This is a genomic window from Pantoea sp. SGAir0180, from assembly GCF_043546245.1.
In genome coordinates, this window is sequence record NZ_CP028071.1 from 974788 (window position 1) to 991443 (window position 16656).

10 protein-coding genes are annotated in these 16656 nt (G+C 56.7%); all 10 read right to left on the reverse strand.

Going from position 1 to position 16656, the window contains the following annotated elements:
• Positions 1–27: 27 nt before the first annotated feature.
• The 10 genes from C1N58_RS04665 to C1N58_RS04710 all read right to left on the reverse strand — a co-directional run bounded on the left by C1N58_RS04665 (position 28) and on the right by C1N58_RS04710 (position 15941).
• Complete coding sequence (locus tag C1N58_RS04665) at positions 28–714, reverse strand: GntR family transcriptional regulator (RefSeq protein ID WP_039338144.1); 687 nt, start codon at positions 712–714, stop codon at positions 28–30.
• Positions 715–764: 50 nt separating this feature from the next.
• Complete coding sequence (locus tag C1N58_RS04670) at positions 765–2225, reverse strand: mannitol dehydrogenase family protein (RefSeq protein ID WP_054633461.1); 1461 nt, start codon at positions 2223–2225, stop codon at positions 765–767.
• 155 nt (positions 2226–2380) lie between these two features.
• A complete protein-coding gene (yegS, locus tag C1N58_RS04675) occupies positions 2381–3280 on the reverse strand; it encodes a lipid kinase YegS (protein WP_054633462.1) in 900 nt (299 codons plus the stop codon).
• Between the two features lie 230 nt (positions 3281–3510).
• A complete protein-coding gene (gene yegQ / locus C1N58_RS04680) occupies positions 3511–4887 on the reverse strand; it encodes a prephenate-dependent tRNA uridine(34) hydroxylase TrhP (protein ID WP_033740520.1) in 1377 nt (458 codons plus the stop codon).
• A 116-nt stretch (positions 4888–5003) separates the two neighbouring features.
• Positions 5004–5711: an envelope stress response regulator BaeR gene (gene baeR / locus C1N58_RS04685; protein WP_033740518.1), complete on the reverse strand. Its 708-nt coding sequence runs from the start codon at positions 5709–5711 to the stop codon at positions 5004–5006.
• 6 nt (positions 5712–5717) lie between these two features.
• A complete protein-coding gene (baeS, locus tag C1N58_RS04690) occupies positions 5718–7106 on the reverse strand; it encodes an envelope stress sensor histidine kinase BaeS (protein ID WP_283786124.1) in 1389 nt (462 codons plus the stop codon).
• A complete protein-coding gene (gene mdtD / locus C1N58_RS04695) occupies positions 7103–8503 on the reverse strand; it encodes a multidrug transporter subunit MdtD (protein WP_054633464.1) in 1401 nt (466 codons plus the stop codon). The genes baeS and mdtD overlap by 4 nt, the downstream gene beginning before the upstream one ends.
• Before the next feature lie 12 nt (positions 8504–8515).
• Positions 8516–11593, reverse strand: a complete 3078-nt coding sequence (gene mdtC / locus C1N58_RS04700; RefSeq protein ID WP_054633465.1) for a multidrug efflux RND transporter permease subunit MdtC — start codon at positions 11591–11593, stop codon at positions 8516–8518.
• Positions 11590–14712, reverse strand: a complete 3123-nt coding sequence (locus C1N58_RS04705; protein WP_110268221.1) for an MdtB/MuxB family multidrug efflux RND transporter permease subunit — start codon at positions 14710–14712, stop codon at positions 11590–11592. Before C1N58_RS04705 ends, mdtC begins: the two co-directional genes overlap by 4 nt.
• Positions 14712–15941, reverse strand: a complete 1230-nt coding sequence (locus C1N58_RS04710; protein WP_039338138.1) for an MdtA/MuxA family multidrug efflux RND transporter periplasmic adaptor subunit — start codon at positions 15939–15941, stop codon at positions 14712–14714. The genes C1N58_RS04705 and C1N58_RS04710 overlap by 1 nt, the downstream gene beginning before the upstream one ends.
• Between the last annotated feature and the right edge of the window lie 715 nt (positions 15942–16656).

The following is a 16656-nucleotide window of genomic DNA, read 5'->3' on the forward strand; positions in this document are numbered from 1 at the left end:
GGCTTCGCTCAGCGATTGTACGGCGCGCTACTCAGCCTCGAACCAGTCACGGTTTTGCCTGATCACGGGCGCGAGCGAAAACATCATTGCCTGCAGATGGTGACGCAGGGCGGTTTCTGCCTGGTCCGCATCGCGCGCTTTCAGGGCGGCAAAAACGGCTTCATGTTGTTCGATCAGTGTTTCAGCGGGCGCGACCTGATTCAGGGTGAGATATCGCACCCGGTCCATCGTCGCCTTGATGTTTTCAATGGTTTCCCATGCCAGCATACAGTCGATGCTCTCGGCAATCAGACGATGGAATTCATCGTCCAGGCTGAGAAACATCTGGCTGTCGCCCCGGGCGGCAGTGATGCGCTGGAGCTGCAGATTATGCTCCAGCGCCATCAGTCCGCGCTGGCTTGTTTCCCGCGCTGCGCGGCGTATTACGGCCAGTTCTACCGCTTCCCGGATAAAGCGTCCATCTTCAACCTGCTTCGCTGAAATCTTACGCACAAAGGTGCCGCGCTGTGGAAGGATTTGTACCAGACCGGCTTCTGCCAGCTTAATGAACGCCTCACGTACCGGCTGGCGAGAGAGATGAAAACGGGCGGAAACCTCTTTTTCCGACAGCAAAGCGCCCGGCTGAATGACGCAGGTGACGATATCTTTGCGTAGATAACGGTAAATCTGCTGATTGACCGGTTCACTTGTCGTGATGGTGTAGGAAAGTGTCATGTTCTGTCCCTGTTAACATTAACCCGATTTCGCCCGCGCGTTAAAACGCCTTAGCCCTGTGCGATGGCCTGTTGCACGGCCGCCCGTGCCCCCACTTTCGTCAACTGTATATAGCAGGCGGAGAGCGCGTCAACAAAGGCTGTATTATCCGCCAGATCCTCGCCGAAAACGGTTTTCAGGCCCAGTAAGGCCCGCACCCGCTCCTGACCTTCCGCGCTTTCTGCCACACAGGTGGCCAGCTGCGCTTTAAGTGGGTCGCGGATCGCTATAGGTTCGCCTTTTTCATCGACCGCAGCGACATAGCGCATCCAGGCGGCAATGCCCAGTAACAGCAGCGGGCAGGGTGTGCCGTTAGCGAGATGCCAGCGCACGCTGTCGAGAAAGCGTTGTGGCAGTTTCTGGGTGCCATCGGTCGCAATCTGGTAGGTGCGGTGTCTGATAGCGCGGTTGGCAAAGCGAGCGATTAAGGCGTCGGCGTAAGCCGGTAAATCCACGCCCTGCGTGGTTAACGTCGGTGCCTGTTCGTTAACCATCAGCGCACGTGCAGCCGCCCGGAACGCGTCGTCAGCCATACAATCGCTGATGTGTTCATAACCCGCAAGGTAACCAAGGTACGCCAGAAAGGAGTGGCTGCCATTGAGCATGCGCAACTTCATTTGCTCAAACGGCAGCACATCCTCCACCAGTTCGGCACCGGCCTTGTCCCAGTCAGGTCGGCCACTGACAAAATGGTCTTCAATCACCCACTGAAAGAAGGGTTCAGCCTCAACGGCCACCGGATCGGACGAACCAATACGGGCACGTAACGCGTCAAAGGCGGCCTCATTCATCGCCGGAACAATGCGATCTACCATGGTGGAGGGAAAGGTGATGTTGTGCTGAATATAGTCCGCCAGCGACGCATCATGCTGCCGGGCGAGCTGCGTCACCACATTCCGTGTGACGTGGCCATTTTCAGGCATGTTATCGCAGGACATCACGCTGAAAGGCGCTAAACCCAGATCGCGTCGACGGCGGATGGCGGCGACAATCAATCCGGGCAGCGAGCGGGTCTGTGCGGGGTGCGCCAGGTCATGCACGATATCCGCATGTTGCAGATCGAGATTGCCGCTGGCGGGCAGGTGACAATAGCCTTTTTCCGTCACGGTCATCGACACAATCGCCACGTCCGGCTGGCACAGGGCCGTAATCACGGCATCAATGCCGTCCGTTTTGCCGTGCAGTGCCGCGGTAACCACCCCAATGACCCGGGTTTTCACGGCGTCGTCACTTTTTTCGGTCAACGTATAGAGAAAGTCCTGCTGGCGGAGTGCCTGAATCAGCTCGCCGCTGTTAAGGTTAACCTCGCAGATTCCCCAGTCGCTACCCTGTTCGGCCAGTTTATCCGTGCACAAGGCCTGGTGGGCGCGATGAAAGGCACCAAAGCCGATATGCACTATACGGGTTTTAAGCTGGCGACGGTCATAGGCGGGCAGATGAACATCCGCAGGAAGGTGATCGATGTGTAGCATAAAGCATCCTTGTGGCAGACGGACGGCAGGCCATGCTGGCATTAAGGATGAAAAATTACGCGTCTCGCTACTACCATACAAGTTGAAGTAGCGGAATTGTGAATGTAATCACGAACTGTTTACATTAAGGCCGGGAGCCGGGGCTCCCGTGAGAATTAACTCAGCAGGGCACACTGCGGCGGCAGGCGGCAGCTTAACGCGCCCGGCATGATATCGATGGTAAATGACTGGCCTGTCAGCGGTTCGCCATCCAGGTTAAAGGTCATTTCATGCGGTGAGCGAATCGTCAGGGACGATAAGCGCGTGGAAATAATGCCGGGATTCTCTTCATCGCCGGTCAGGGAATGCAGCAGGGTAGGCAGCAACTCCTGCGCGGTAACAATGCTGACGTCCAGCAGGCCATCGTTAATCAACGCCGACGGGCATAAACGCTGACCGCCTCCGGCCTGACGACCGTTGCCGATGCCGATGACCAGCGCATCGCCCTGCCAGTTAAAACCGGGCCCGGTAATTTCACAACTGTCCGGTTTTAGCGTGTCCATGCGCATCAACCCATGAATAAAATAGGACACGCCGCCCAGCGCGGATTTGAGTTTTTCCGGCGTCTCGGTCGTAATGCGCGTGCCAAATCCTCCGGTCGCCATATTAATAAAATAGTGATGCTGGTTAACGCGGGCGAGGTCGATATCACAGGCTTTACCCTGGATAGCCAGGCGCAAGGCGTGCTCAATCTCTTCAGGAATGCCGACGCTGGTGGCAAAATCGTTCGCTGTGCCCAGCGGCAGAATCCCCAGAACCGGGCGCTCATCCGCGTTGACCGACGCCAGTGCGGTAGCGATTTCGTTGACGGTGCCGTCACCGCCGCCCGCCACCACGGTTTCCGCCTGCAGTTCAAGGGCTTCTTCCACGTAACGCTCACCGTCTCCTTTTTCATACGTCACGCGCACGGCTATGTTAAAGCCCTCGGCGCGCAGCTTCGTGATCGCTTCACGGAGATCGTCATTACCTGCGCCTTTACCATTCAGGATTAGCAGCGTAAGCGATTGTTTGTCCATTATCTGTTCCTTGGAGATCGAAAGCGTAGTTAGTGGTTATAGCATAGCCGGAAGAGAAAAATGATTGGCGAAAGGGAGAAAAAAGAAAACCCGCACGGGGGAGCCGGGCGGGTGAATGAGGTGGATCCAGTTACTGCTGCTGATAATTGTTACTCATTGGTAGCAGGCAGCACTATAGTTCAGTAAAACCGAGCCGTCTGTGATCCTGTTCTTGCTTTTGTCAAATTTTGTCAGGCCGTGGCGTGAGCGGCATGCGGATCCTGAGTGTTCTGGCCTGGCGCAAAGTTACGCAGCAGCAAGGCAAACCGCAGATCTACCTCCGGCGGCACTTTCATCCAGACGCGATGCCCGTCTCCCGGGGCCACCTCTGTCGGTTCTCCACGGCTGTTTTGCAGGGCATCAAGGGTGCAGATCAGGTTACCGGACGGCGTCATGATCTCCAGGCTGTCATGCAGAACAAATTTATTCTTTACCCGTACTTCCGCCCAGCCCTCGCGCTGTTCACCGCTAAACTCCCCGACGAACTGCTGGCGCTCTGAGACAGAGTAGCCGGTCTGGTAATTCTGGTAGCTGTCGTGGGTGTGACGACGCAAAAAACCTTCGGTATAGCCGCGATGCGCCAGGCCTTCCAGGGTTTCCAGCAGGGCAGAATCAAACGGTTTACCTGCCGCCGCATCGTCAATGGCTTTGCGATAAACCTGTGCGGTGCGGGCGCAGTAATAATAGGATTTGGTGCGACCTTCGATTTTCAGCGAGTGAACGCCCATCTGGCTCAGGCGCTCGACGTGCGCCACGGCACGCAGATCTTTCGAGTTCATGATGTAGGTGCCGTGTTCATCTTCAAAGGCGCTCATCATTTCGCCGGGTTTCATTTTCTCCTCCAGCAAAAACACCTTGTCGCTGGGTTGCCCAATGCCCAATGTGGGCGTCACGTCCTGCACGCTGACTGGCTGATGAATTTCAACAATGTTGCCGACGTCATCTTGTCTGGCTTCCTGCAACTGATATTCCCAGCGGCAGGCGTTGGTGCAGGTTCCCTGGTTAGGATCGCGTTTATTCATGTAGCCCGACAGCAGACAGCGCCCGGAGTACGCCATACACAGTGCGCCGTGCACAAACACTTCCAGCTCCATGTCCGGCACCTGCTCGCGAATATCGGCGATCTCCTCCAGCGACAGCTCGCGGGATAAAATCACCCGGCTTAAGCCCATTTGCTGCCAGAATTTCACCGTTGCCCAGTTTACGGCGTTAGCCTGCACAGATAAGTGGATGGGCATGGCCGGAAACGCCTCGCGCACCAGCATGATCAGCCCAGGATCGGACATGATTAACGCGTCGGGCTGCATCTCAATTACCGGCGTTAAGTCGCGGATAAAGGTTTTCAGCTTGGCGTTATGCGGGGCGATGTTCACCACCACATAAAATTTTTTACCCAGCGCGTGGGCTTCGTTAATGCCTTTCGCCAGGTTTTCATGGCTGAATTCGTTATTGCGTACCCGCAGGCTGTAGCGCGGCTGGCCGGCATAGACGGCATCGGCCCCATAGGCAAACGCGTAACGCATGTTTTTCAGCGTTCCGGCGGGGGAAAGTAATTCGGGTTTCATGATGTGCTCACTGATGTCAGGTCAGCATGTCGCCTGGGCGACATGTGCAGGGGGAAACCCTGCAAAAGGTGCGGAATTGTAGGCAGGGTGAAAACGGAAGTAAATTGATCTGGGTCAATCTAAATCAACTGGCAGACATCGGCTTCCCAGCGATAGCCCATGCCATATACCGCGCGGATAAAGGGTTGTTCGCTGTCCAGGCTTTCCAGTTTCCTGCGCAGGTTCTTGATATGGCTGTCAATGGTTCGGTCGGTGACAACCCGGTAATCGTCGTAGAGATGGTTTAACAACTGTTCACGTGAGAAGACTTTTCCCGGTTCAAGGGACAGCGTTTTCAGCAGACGAAATTCAGCGGGCGTTAAATCCAGCGGCTCATCACGCCAGCTGGCCTGAAAGCGGCTTTCATGAACTTTCAGCAAAGACGCGACGGGCGCTTCTTCGGGAGATCGCTTCACCCGGCGCAAAATGGTTTTGACCCGCGCTACCACTTCGCGTGGGCTGAATGGCTTGCAGATATAGTCATCCGCACCAATCTCCAGGCCCAGCAGGCGATCGATTTCTTCTGTGCGCGCGGTCACCATAATAATCGGCAAGTCGGAATCACGACGAATCTCACGGCACAGCGTCAGGCCATCTTTACCCGGCAGCATCAAATCCAGCAGGATAAGATCGGGCGGCGTCTGTTTAACGTAGTCCAGTACCGCGTTGCCGTGCGCCAGATGATGCGTGCGATAGTTAGAAGCCTCAAGGTAATCAATCATCAGCTGTGCCAGCTTGGGTTCATCTTCAACCACAAGGATTAGCGGGTAAGTGTTTTCCTGGTTCATAATCTTCTAAACGGGAGGAACATAACGCAATTGTAGCGCGATTTTCAGCCCACCTAAATCCGCATGCGAGGCGCTGATGCTGCCACCGTGGGCATCAACAATGTTTTTACAGATGGCCAGCCCCAGGCCAGAGCCGCCGCTGGCGCGATTGCGCGAACCTTCTGTGCGGAAAAAACGCTCAAATATTTGTGCCTGTTGATCGCCTTCCACGCCGGGCGCGCTGTCCTCTACGGTGACGTGCCAGTAGGGCGCGTCATACCAGAGCCGCACCCGGACGTCGCCGCCGGCATCGGTGTAACGCAGGCTGTTTTCCAGCAGGTTAATAAACAACTGCATCAGCCGGTCAGGATCGCCAAAAAACGGCGCGTCATCCGGCAGGTCGAGCTTCAGGGTTAAATCATGGCTGCGGTAGCGCTCGGTAAAATTGCCTGCGCTGATCTCAATAAGCTGCACCAAATCGGTGGCCTGCTTGCGATAGGCCAGGGCGCCGACGTCAGAGAGCGAAAGCTGGTGCAGATCATCCACCAGCTTGGTCAGCAGCGCCACTTCGCTTTGCAGAGAGGTAATCGCGTCTGGCGTGAGTTTACGTACACCATCCTGCATGGCTTCCAGCTCACCGCGCAAAATCGCCAGTGGCGTGCGCAGTTCATGCGAGATGTCGGCCATAAAGGCCCGACGCATACTTTCATTTTTCTCCAGCGAACTGGCCAGCAGGTTAAAGTCATGGGCCAACTGGCCCAGTTCGTCCTGGCTGTCAACCTTAACCCGTGTGGCTAAATTCCCCGCCGCCAGATGATGCGTACCGTCTACCAGTCTTTTCACCGGTGCCAGCAAGCCCCGCGCCATCAGCCAGGTGACCAGGGCGGCAAGCAGAGTAGAGAGGCCCACGATATACCAGCTGGTTCGTCGCTGCTGCTGATCAAAATTGATATCTGTGCTGCGCGTCAGGCGCTCTGGCGGCGAGCTGATGATCCAGCCCACGACTTTACCGTTACTGAGCGTAATATCGTGACGTATCCCTTCCGGGGGAACCTGTGAGCGCGGGCCGACCATCACTTTGTAGTGCTGATCGAGTACCCAGAACTGGGTGCGCCAGCCGTGAGGCGGTAACTGGTTACTGCTGTCCGGGTTTTGCTCCAGCGAGCGCAGCATCGAGAAGATCAGCCGGTCGTTATTACGCAGAAAATCCCAGTCGCCATGCTGTTCATACTGATCGGCCAGCGCCGCACCCAGCAAATTCAGCCGCTGTTCATTCCCGCGTTTAATATAGTCGACAAAGCCATGTTCAAAGCTGAGCCGGACGCCCCAGTGCATGGTAATCAGGACCAGCATGCAGGTGGAGAATATGGCCATGAATAATTTGGCACCGATGCCAAAATGCAGGAACGATCTCATTCACTTCTCCGACGTCGCAGATCGACGCTTTTACTCATCTCTTTCGGAACCCGCCAGAACACCAGCGCAGGCAGAATAATGATCAGCGCCATACAGAGATAAACACAGATAAACGCCTGATGGCTTAAACCCTGTTCCCCGAACGTTGCATGACCAAACGCGCCCAGCAGCAGGCCCGCCACGGTTACGCCAATACTCATTGAGAGCTGCATGATCATCGATAACAGGCTGTTGCCGCTGGAGGCCAGGTCATCGGGTAGATCCTTGAGCGTCAGCGTGTTCATCGAAGAGAAGCGAATCGCATTCACCATGCCTTGCAGAAACAGCACCAGCGGCAGCATGACTATCCAGCCGAGCATCGCCACCAGTGGAAACAGCAAGACCACCAGCGCCAGGCCTATGGTTGAACCCACCAGCACGTTGCGATAGCCAAACAGGTTAACAATGCTGACAACCACACGCTTCATGCCCATATTGCCCAGCACCATGGCAATCATCATTAAGCCGGCATGAAACGGGCTGAAGCCCATGCCGATTTGCAAGAACAGCGGCGTCATAAAGGGCAACATGCCGCTGCCGATGCGGCCAGTCAGACTACCGAGTAAGCCAATGGAGAAAATGCGGTTGTCGAACAGCTTCAGGCTGAACAGCGCACTGTCGTTTTGGCGCGCATGCAGCAGATAAAACAGAAGAGAGCCGGTGCCGATGAGGATCATCCCGGCCAGTAACAAGGCAGAGCCGCCGCTACTGCGTTGACCGTCAAGCGCCAGCGTTAACGTAGCCATTCCGGCGGCCAGCAGGACAAACCCGACAAAATCAAAGCGTCGCGGCGGCATCGCGTAGTTCGGCAGTAACTTCAACGTGGCGACGGCACCGATGATGCCGACCGGGATGTTAATCAGGAAAATCCAGTGCCAGCTGGCATATTCCACCAGCACACCGCCCAGTGCGGGCCCCAGTAGCGGCCCAATCTGGCCGGGCAGGGTGACAAAGGTCATCGCAGACATATACTGGTCACGCGGTACAATACGCATTACCGTCAGTCGTCCTACCGGCACCATCATGGCCCCGCCAATCCCCTGAATCACACGCGCCATGATAAGCTGATTCAGCGTGCCTGACAGGCCGCACAACAGCGATCCCACGCTGAACAGCACAATCGCGCTAAAAAAGATATTTCTCACGCCAAACCGGTCCGCCAGCCAGCCGCTCAGCGGCAGCGTCACCGCCACCGTGAGCACATAGGCCACAATCACCGAATGCATATGCAGTGGGCTCACGCCCAGATCGTGCGCCATGGACGGGATCGCCGTGTTGACGATGGTGGTGTCCAGCGTCTGCATAAAAAAACCAAAGGCAACAATCCACAACTGCCAGCGGACCGTGACGCTCTGCATGATATTTACCCCTTAATGCTGAGTGGCATTCATCCTCTGGGTGCGCGTTTTACGTCGCAGTTTGTCCATCATTAAGTACACCACCGGCGTGGTATACAGCGTGAGGAGCTGGCTCATGATCAAGCCGCCGGCAATGGTGATGCCCAACGGCTGACGCAGCTCGGCGCCGTCTCCGCTGGTCAGCACCAGCGGTAACGCGCCAAACAGGGCCGCCAGCGTGGTCATCAGGATAGGGCGGAAGCGTAACAGGCAGGCCTGGAAAATCGCCTCGCGGGCACTCAGGTTGCCGTTGCGTTCTGCGTCAAGCGCAAAGTCGACCATCATGATGGCGTTCTTTTTTACTATCCCGATCAACAACAGAATCCCGATCAAGGCAATCAGGCTGAACGGCGTATCAAACAGCTCCAGCGCCAGCAGGGCACCGACGCCCGCAGACGGCAGCGTCGAAAGAATGGTCAACGGGTGCACATAGCTTTCGTAGAGAATCCCCAGCACGATATAAACTGCCGCAACCGCAGCCATCATCAACCAGAGTTGACTGCTTTGCGATTGCTGGAACGCCTGTGCGGTGCCGGCAAAGCTGCCGCGCACGCTGGACGGTACGCCAAGCGCCGTCATAGTGCGATCGATCGCCTCGGATGCCTGGGAAAGCGACACACCTTCTGGCAGGTTAAAGGAGAGGGTTGACGCGGCAGACAAGCCCTGATGATTAACCGACAGCGGCGCGTTGGCCGGTTGCCATTTGGCGAACCAGGAAAGCGGGATGGGTTTGCCGTCGCTGTTAATCACAAACATCTGATCCAGTGAACTGATGTCCTGGGTATAGCGCGGATCCACTTCCATGACGACCTTGTACTGGTTCAGCGGCTGATAGATGGTGGAAATCTGACGCTGACCAAACGCATCGTTGAGCAACGCATTCGCTTCGGAAACATTAATGCCCAGCCGCGCCATGCTGGCCCGGTCATACGTCAGGGCCATTTCGCTGCCCTGATCCTGCTGATCGGAGTTAACGTCGGCCAGTTCCGGCAGGGCGCTAAAGGCCTGACGAATTTTCGGTTCCCAGGTGCGCAGCGCAGCCAGATCGTCTGTTAACAGAGAATACTGATAGCTGGCGTTGGCTTCGCGACCGCCCACCCGGATATCCTGCACCGCATTAAGATACAGGTTGGCACCGGGCTCCTTTGCCAGCTTGGTACGCAGGCGGGCAATCACCGCCTGTGCATTATCTTTGCGTTCGGACAAGGGTTTCAGGGAGATAAACATCAGGCCCATATTGGTGCGCATGCCGCCGGTAAAGCCCACCACGCTTGAGACATCCGGATCGGCCCCCACGATTTTCATGAAGTCCTGCAACTTACCGCGCATCGCCTGAAACGAAATGCTTTGGTCGGCAGAAATAAAGCCGGACAGGCGGCCGGTATCCTGCTCGGGCAAAAAGGTTTTAGGAATACTGATGAACAGCCACACCGTCAGGGCGACAGTGCCCACGAGCAACAGGATGACCCAGCGCGCATGGTTCAGCACGACGTTCAGAGAGCGGGCATAACCCTGTTGTACCGCCAGCAGCAGGCGGCCAATGCCCCGTCGCCGCGGCTGACTGCGCGGCGCATGGGGTTTCAGCAGGTAAGCACACATCATGGGCGTCAGCGTGATGGACACAAACAGCGAGATCAGAATAGCAACCGACAGGGTGATGGAAAACTCTGCGAAGAAGCGGCCAATCAATCCGCCTGTCATCAGCAGCGGCAGGAAGACCGCGATCAGCGACAGGCTCATCGACAGCACCGTAAAGCCCACTTCACGCACGCCTTTGAGCGCGGCGGCCAGCGGTTTCATGCCCGATTCAACATGACGGGCAATGTTTTCCAGCACCACAATGGCATCGTCCACGACAAAGCCGGTGGCGATGGTCAGCGCCATCAACGACAGATTGTTCAGGCTAAAGCCGCACAAATACATGGCGGCAAAGGTGCCAATCAGCGAGACCGGCACGGCCGCCGCCGGAATCAGCGTGGCGCGACCTGAGCGCAGGAAAACAAACACCACCAGAATGACCAGGCCAACGGCGATAATTAGCGACTGTTCAACTTCTTCGAGCGACGCGCGGATGGTGGGTGAGCGATCCTGGGCAATCTGCAGATCGATCGCCGTCGGGATGATTTCGTGCAGTTCGGGCAGTTCAGCGCGAATACGATCAACCGTCTCAATCACGTTCGCATCCGCCGTTTTGCGAATCACCAGCAAAACGGCCGGTTTGCCCCGCGACATACCGGCGTTGCGCACATCCTGCACGGAGTCCTCAACGGTGGCGACATCGGACAACCGTACTGCCGCGCCGTTGTTGTATTGCACGATCAGCGGCTGGTATTCCCGGGCAGTTTGTAATGCATCGTTGGTCCGTAACTGCCAGCGCTGTTGCCCGTCTTCCAGCGCGCCCTGCGGACGGCGCTGGTTAGCGTTAGCGATGGTCTGACGCACCGCATCCAGCGACACGCCCTGATTAAATAACGCCTGCGGATTGAGCGCCACGCGCACTGCGGGCAGCGAGCTGCCGCCCACGGTGACATCGCCCACGCCATTAATCTGCGACAGCTTCTGTGCCAGCTGTGTCGACGCATAATCATAAAGCTGGGCTGGCGTGTACAGATCTGACGTCAGCGTCATAATCATGATCGGCGCGTCAGACGGGTTGGCTTTGCGGTAGGTCGGACGCGACGGCATGCCGGTAGGGAGCAGGCTCTGCGCCGCGTTAATGGCCGCCTGTACATCACGTGCCGCGCCGTTAATATCACGATTAAAATCGAACACCATAATAATGCGGGTCGATCCCAGCGAACTGGTCGAGGTCATTTCACTGACGCCTGCAATTCGGCCCAGCGAGCGCTCCAGCGGCGTGGCGACCGAAGACGCCATCGTTTCGGGCGAGGCTCCTGGCAGGGACGCTGACACCATAATGACCGGAAAATCCACCTGCGGCAGCGGCGCCACCGGCAGCAGGCGGAAGCCCAGAATGCCCGCCAGCGCAATGGCCAGCGTCAGTAGCGTCGTGGCGACCGGACGATGGATAAACAAAGCAAAAAACTTCACGGCTGCGCCTCCGTCTGACCCAGGCGACGACGCAGGTTATGCGCCAGGCGGTCAAACAGCAGGTAGATTACCGGCGTGGTAAACAGCGTCAGAATCTGGCTCAGAATCAGGCCGCCGACCATGGCGATCCCCAGCGGCTGCCTCAGCTCTGCACCTACGCCAGTGCTGAGCATCAGCGGTAATGCACCCAGCAGGGCGGCCAGCGTCGTCATCAGAATCGGTCGGAAACGCAGCAGGCAGGCCTGATAAATCGCATCATAGGGCTTCATGCCCTGTTCACGTTCCGCCGCTAACGCGAAGTCGATCATCATAATGGCGTTCTTTTTCACAATACCAATGAGCAGAATGATGCCGATGATGGCAACAATATCCAGCTCATTCCCACTTATCATCAGCGCCAGCAGCGCACCGACGCCCGCCGTGGGCAACGTGGAGAGAATGGTGATGGGATGGATAAAGCTCTCATACAGCACGCCGAGCACGATATACATCGCCACGACTGCCGCCACAATCAGCCAGACGGTACTGGTCAGGGCAGCCTCGAAAGCCAGCGTGCTGCCCTGGAACTGCGTCATCACCTCTGACGGCATCCCCAGTTCCGTCTCTGCCTGGTTGATCGCTTTGGTCGCATCTTCCAGCGAATAGCCCTTCGCCACATTGAAAGAGAAGGTGGCGGAGGGGAACTGACTCAGATGGTTAATCGTTAAAGGCGCATGGCGCTGGGCAATGCTGGCGATCGCGCTCAACGGCACGCTGCCACCGTCAGTGCTGTTCAGACGAATACCGTCCAGGCTTTGCAGGCCCGGCATGGTGCTGTTGTCCTGTTCCAGCACCACGCGGTACTGATTCGCCTGGGTATAAATCGTGGAGATCAGCCGCTGACCAAAGGCGTCATACAGCGCGTTATCTACGTCCGCCATGCTGATGCCCAGCCGGCTGGCACTGTCACGGTCCACTTTGATATAGGCTTCCAGCCCCTGGTCCTGCCAGTCACTGCTGACGTCACGTAGCGCAGGGTGTTTCTGCAGGGCGTTAAGCAGGGCAGGGACCCAGGTGCTGAGCGAATCCAGCGAACCGGACTGCAGAGTAAACTGATACGGCGTACGGCTGGCCTGGGTATCAATTGTCAGGTCCTGCACCGCCTGCAACCACAAGGTGACGCCAGGAATTTTGCTGATCTGCGCTTGCAGCCGCTGCTGAATCTCCGGAATACGCTCGCTGCGCATATCCAGCGGTTTGAGGTTAATCTGCAACCGGGCGCTGTTGAGTGACGGATTGGTGCCGTCCACGCCCACGAACGAGGTCAGACTCTGCACAGCCGGATCTTTCATAATCACAGAGGCAACATCGCGTGTCCGCTCCGCCATACTGGCGTAGGATACCGACTGCGGTGCCTCCAGCGTTCCCTGGATAATGCCGTTGTCCTGCTGCGGAAAGAAACCTTTAGGAATGGCCATCCACAGCAAAACCGTCAGCAGCAACGTGCCGAGCGCCACGGACAGCGTCAGCCAGGGGTGATTCAGCACCCGGCGCAGCCCACGACCATAAACGGCAATGATGCGATCGAACATCGCTTCGCTGGCACGGGAAAAGCGGTTCTGCTTACGCAGTGACTCGGCGCTCAGCATGCGGGCACACATCATCGGCGTCAGGGTGAGCGAGACCACCGCTGAGATCAGAATTGCCACCGCCAGCGTCACCGCAAATTCGCGAAACAGGCGACCAATCACGTCGCCCATGAACAGCAGCGGAATCAATACCGCAATCAGTGAAAACGTTAACGAAATAATGGTAAAGCCAATTTCGCCTGCCCCTTTCAGGGCCGCTGTCATCGGCTTTTCCCCTTTTTCGATATAGCGCGAGATATTCTCAATCACCACGATGGCATCGTCCACCACAAAGCCTGTGGCGATGGTCAGCGCCATCAGCGTCAGATTATTGATGGAAAAGCCCAGGAAATACATTGCCGCAAAGGTGCCAATAAGCGACAGCGGAACAGCCACGGCCGGAATGATGGTCGCGGGCACATTACGCAAGAACAGGTAGATGATCATCACCACGAGCGCCATTGCTAGCATCAGCTCATGCTGCGTATCGGTGACGGACGCGCGGATATTGGTGGTGCGATCGGTGACCAGTTTGACATCGACGGATTTGGGCAGGCTGGCAATCAGCCCGGGCAGCATGGCGCGAATATTGTCGGCGGTTGCAATAATATTGGCACCCGGCTGGCGCTGCACATTCAGTACGATGGCGGGTTCACGGTTAGACCAGGCACCCAGCCAGCTGTTTTCGGCACCCTGTTCAATCGTAGCCACATCGGCCAGCCGCACTGGCGCGCCATTTTTATAACTGACGATCAGCTGGCGGTAATCCTCGACCGATTTCATCTGATCGTTGGCTGACAGCGTAACCGAGCGGGTCGGACCATCAAGACTGCCTTTCGCGGAATTTACGTTGGCGTTGGTGATCGCCGTACGCACCATTTCGCTGGTCAGGCCCATAGAGGCTAATGCCTGGGTGTTCATCTTAACGCGCACAGCGGGACGCTGGCCGCCGGTCAACGTGACCAGGCCGACGCCGGTCACCTGGGAAATTTTCTGCGCGACGCGTGTTTCCACCATGTCCTGTACCTGGGTTAAGGGCATGCTGGTGGTGGTGACGGCGAGCGTCATGATGGGCGGATCCGCCGGGTTAACTTTGCTGTAAACCGGCGGATTCGGCAAATCGCTGGGCAGCAGGTTAGAGGCAGAGTTAATCGCTGCCTGCACTTCCTGTTCTGCGACATCGAGCGGCAGCGAGAGCTGGAACTGCAGTGTCACCACCGAGGCGCCGCCAGAACTTTGCGAGGCCATCTGTTTAAGACCGGACATCTGACCGAACTGACGTTCAAGAGGCGCTGTAATCGACGACGTCACCACATCCGGACTGGCACCGGGATACAGGGTAACAACCTGAATGGTCGGATAGTCCACTTCGGGTAACGCTGACACCGGCAAAAAGCGGTAACCCAGAATCCCCGCCAGCAGAATAGCAATCATCAGTAACGTCGTCGCGACCGGGCGCAGAATAAACTGGCGTGACGGTCCTCCGCTGTGGTCAGGAGGCATAACCTGCATTACTCTGACTCTCCCTTGGATGGCAAGCTGGCGCGGCTCTGTTTAGTTGCACTGCTCTGTGCTGCAACCACTTCCACTTTTGCCCCCTCTGTCAGGCGGTCAAGGCCATCCGTTACCACGCGGTCGCCCGCGCTCAGTCCGGCATTGATGACCACTTTCTGACTGTCCTGGAAACCGGCGGTCACGGTTTTCTTACTCACCTTATTTTCGCTGTTAATCACCCAGACAAAGTGGCCTTCGTTGCCCATCTGTAACGCGGCTACCGGAATCACGACGGCATCCTGCAACGTATTCACCTTCAGCCGGGCGTTGACGAACTGATTAGGGAAAAGCAGGTCATCCTGATTATCAAAACGCGCTTTGATTTTAATGGTGCCTGTCGTGACGTCGATCTGGTTATCCAGACTGAGCAGTTTTCCGCGCGCAATCAGGTGTTGATTGCTGCGGTCCCAGGCTTCCACCAGCAACGGTTCGCCACTTTTCTGCGCCTGCATGATCTGGCTGATATTGTTTTCGGCGACGCTAAAGACGACATCCACCGGATGCGTCTGAGTAATCACCACCAGACCATTGGTATCACCGCTGGTGATGTAGTTGCCAATATCAACCTGCTTCAGGCCGACGCGACCCGCAATCGGGGACGTAATTCGGCTGTAAGTCAGGTTCAGCTGTGCGCTGGCAACGCTGCCTTCGTCGGCCTTAATCGTGCCCAGGGTTTCACTGACCAGCGCGTTTTGCGTATCCAGATCCTGCTGGGATACCAGCGAGGTTTTCGCCAGCTTCTGGTAACGGGCTAAATCACGGCGGGCGTTCGCAAGCGTAGCCTGATCGCGCGCCAGCTGGCCTTGAGCCTGCATCAGGGCGACCTGATAGGGACGCGGATCGATCTCTGCCAGCAGATCGCCGGCTTTGACCTGCTGGCCTTCCGTGAAATGGATGGCCACCAGGTTACCATCTACCCGGCTGCGTACCGTTACGGTATTGGCTGCGGTCACCGTACCCAAACCGCTAAGGTATTGCGGCACACTTTCTGTCACGGCGCTGGCAGCCTGCACGGGCGCAAGCGGTTTATGTCCACCGTTGCCTCTTTTGCCGTGTTCTGACTGGCTGGATGTTTCGTTGCCTGCGGGTTGGGCTGGATGCTTCCACCAGTAGTAACCGCCTGCAGCAGCGGCAATAACCACCGCTAAAATCAGGCCTTTTTTCATTCCAGGATGTCGGTTGTTCATTGTTATTGTTGCTCTCCAGCGATATCGTTCCAGGACGCGGGCGTAAACGTTAGCCTGCAAACCACGAATTGTAGTCGTCCCTGCGGGTAAAAATTTGAAGGAATTAAGGATATCTGTCAGCGCACCGTAAGTATGTCGGTTTTTTGAAAAAACGGCGTTGGCAAAGAGTCAGATTTGATGTGAAACAAGGCGGACTACGCTGACAACAGCGCGCCGGATCATATCCTGCCTGATCAGGAAATACAGGATTAAAAACAACTTATCCTTCAGGAAGATGACACATTCATCACCCAGCGCTTTACGCAGCCGTGCGCAGCATGAAGAAGGTCAGCGTTTAACCTTACGTTATGCCTGCTGAGACATTGAGCGCTGAGCAAGGGGACGCGGTGCGAAGAGGAATAAGCATCATCTTCGATACCGCCGGGTCCGTCAGTAACGTGCATTGCCGGACCGGGCGCTATCCTTAACGCGGCAGAACCGGCTGACGCATGGTGCCGCTTTAACCCCGCTCAGGATTAAAGGGCAGAAGGGCTTTTTTCTGAGGACAGGCACTGCACTCGTTTTGCCTTCACCGCAAAAGAAAGCACGGGCTCACATACTGTGTCGCTTTACCCGCGCACAAACTGACAAAGCCAGAAGGGGCATTTTCCGCGAGGCATTACGCAGCGCTGAGCGACCTGAAGGCACCGCATGAGCGGCGCGAGGACCGCCGAAG

Excerpts from the sequence above, each read along its gene's own strand:
- C1N58_RS04665 (WP_039338144.1), bottom strand. The coding sequence starts at position 714 with ATGACACTTTCCTACACCATCACGACAAGTGAACCGGTCAATCAGCAG.
- C1N58_RS04670 (WP_054633461.1), bottom strand. The coding sequence starts at position 2,225 with ATGCTACACATCGATCACCTTCCTGCGGATGTTCATCTGCCCGCCTAT.
- yegS (WP_054633462.1), bottom strand. The coding sequence starts at position 3,280 with ATGGACAAACAATCGCTTACGCTGCTAATCCTGAATGGTAAAGGCGCA.
- baeR (WP_033740518.1), bottom strand. The coding sequence starts at position 5,711 with ATGAACCAGGAAAACACTTACCCGCTAATCCTTGTGGTTGAAGATGAA.
- baeS (WP_283786124.1), bottom strand. The coding sequence starts at position 7,106 with ATGAGATCGTTCCTGCATTTTGGCATCGGTGCCAAATTATTCATGGCC.
- mdtD (WP_054633464.1), bottom strand. The coding sequence starts at position 8,503 with ATGCAGAGCGTCACGGTCCGCTGGCAGTTGTGGATTGTTGCCTTTGGT.
- C1N58_RS04705 (WP_110268221.1), bottom strand. The coding sequence starts at position 14,712 with ATGCAGGTTATGCCTCCTGACCACAGCGGAGGACCGTCACGCCAGTTT.
- C1N58_RS04710 (WP_039338138.1), bottom strand. The coding sequence starts at position 15,941 with ATGAACAACCGACATCCTGGAATGAAAAAAGGCCTGATTTTAGCGGTG.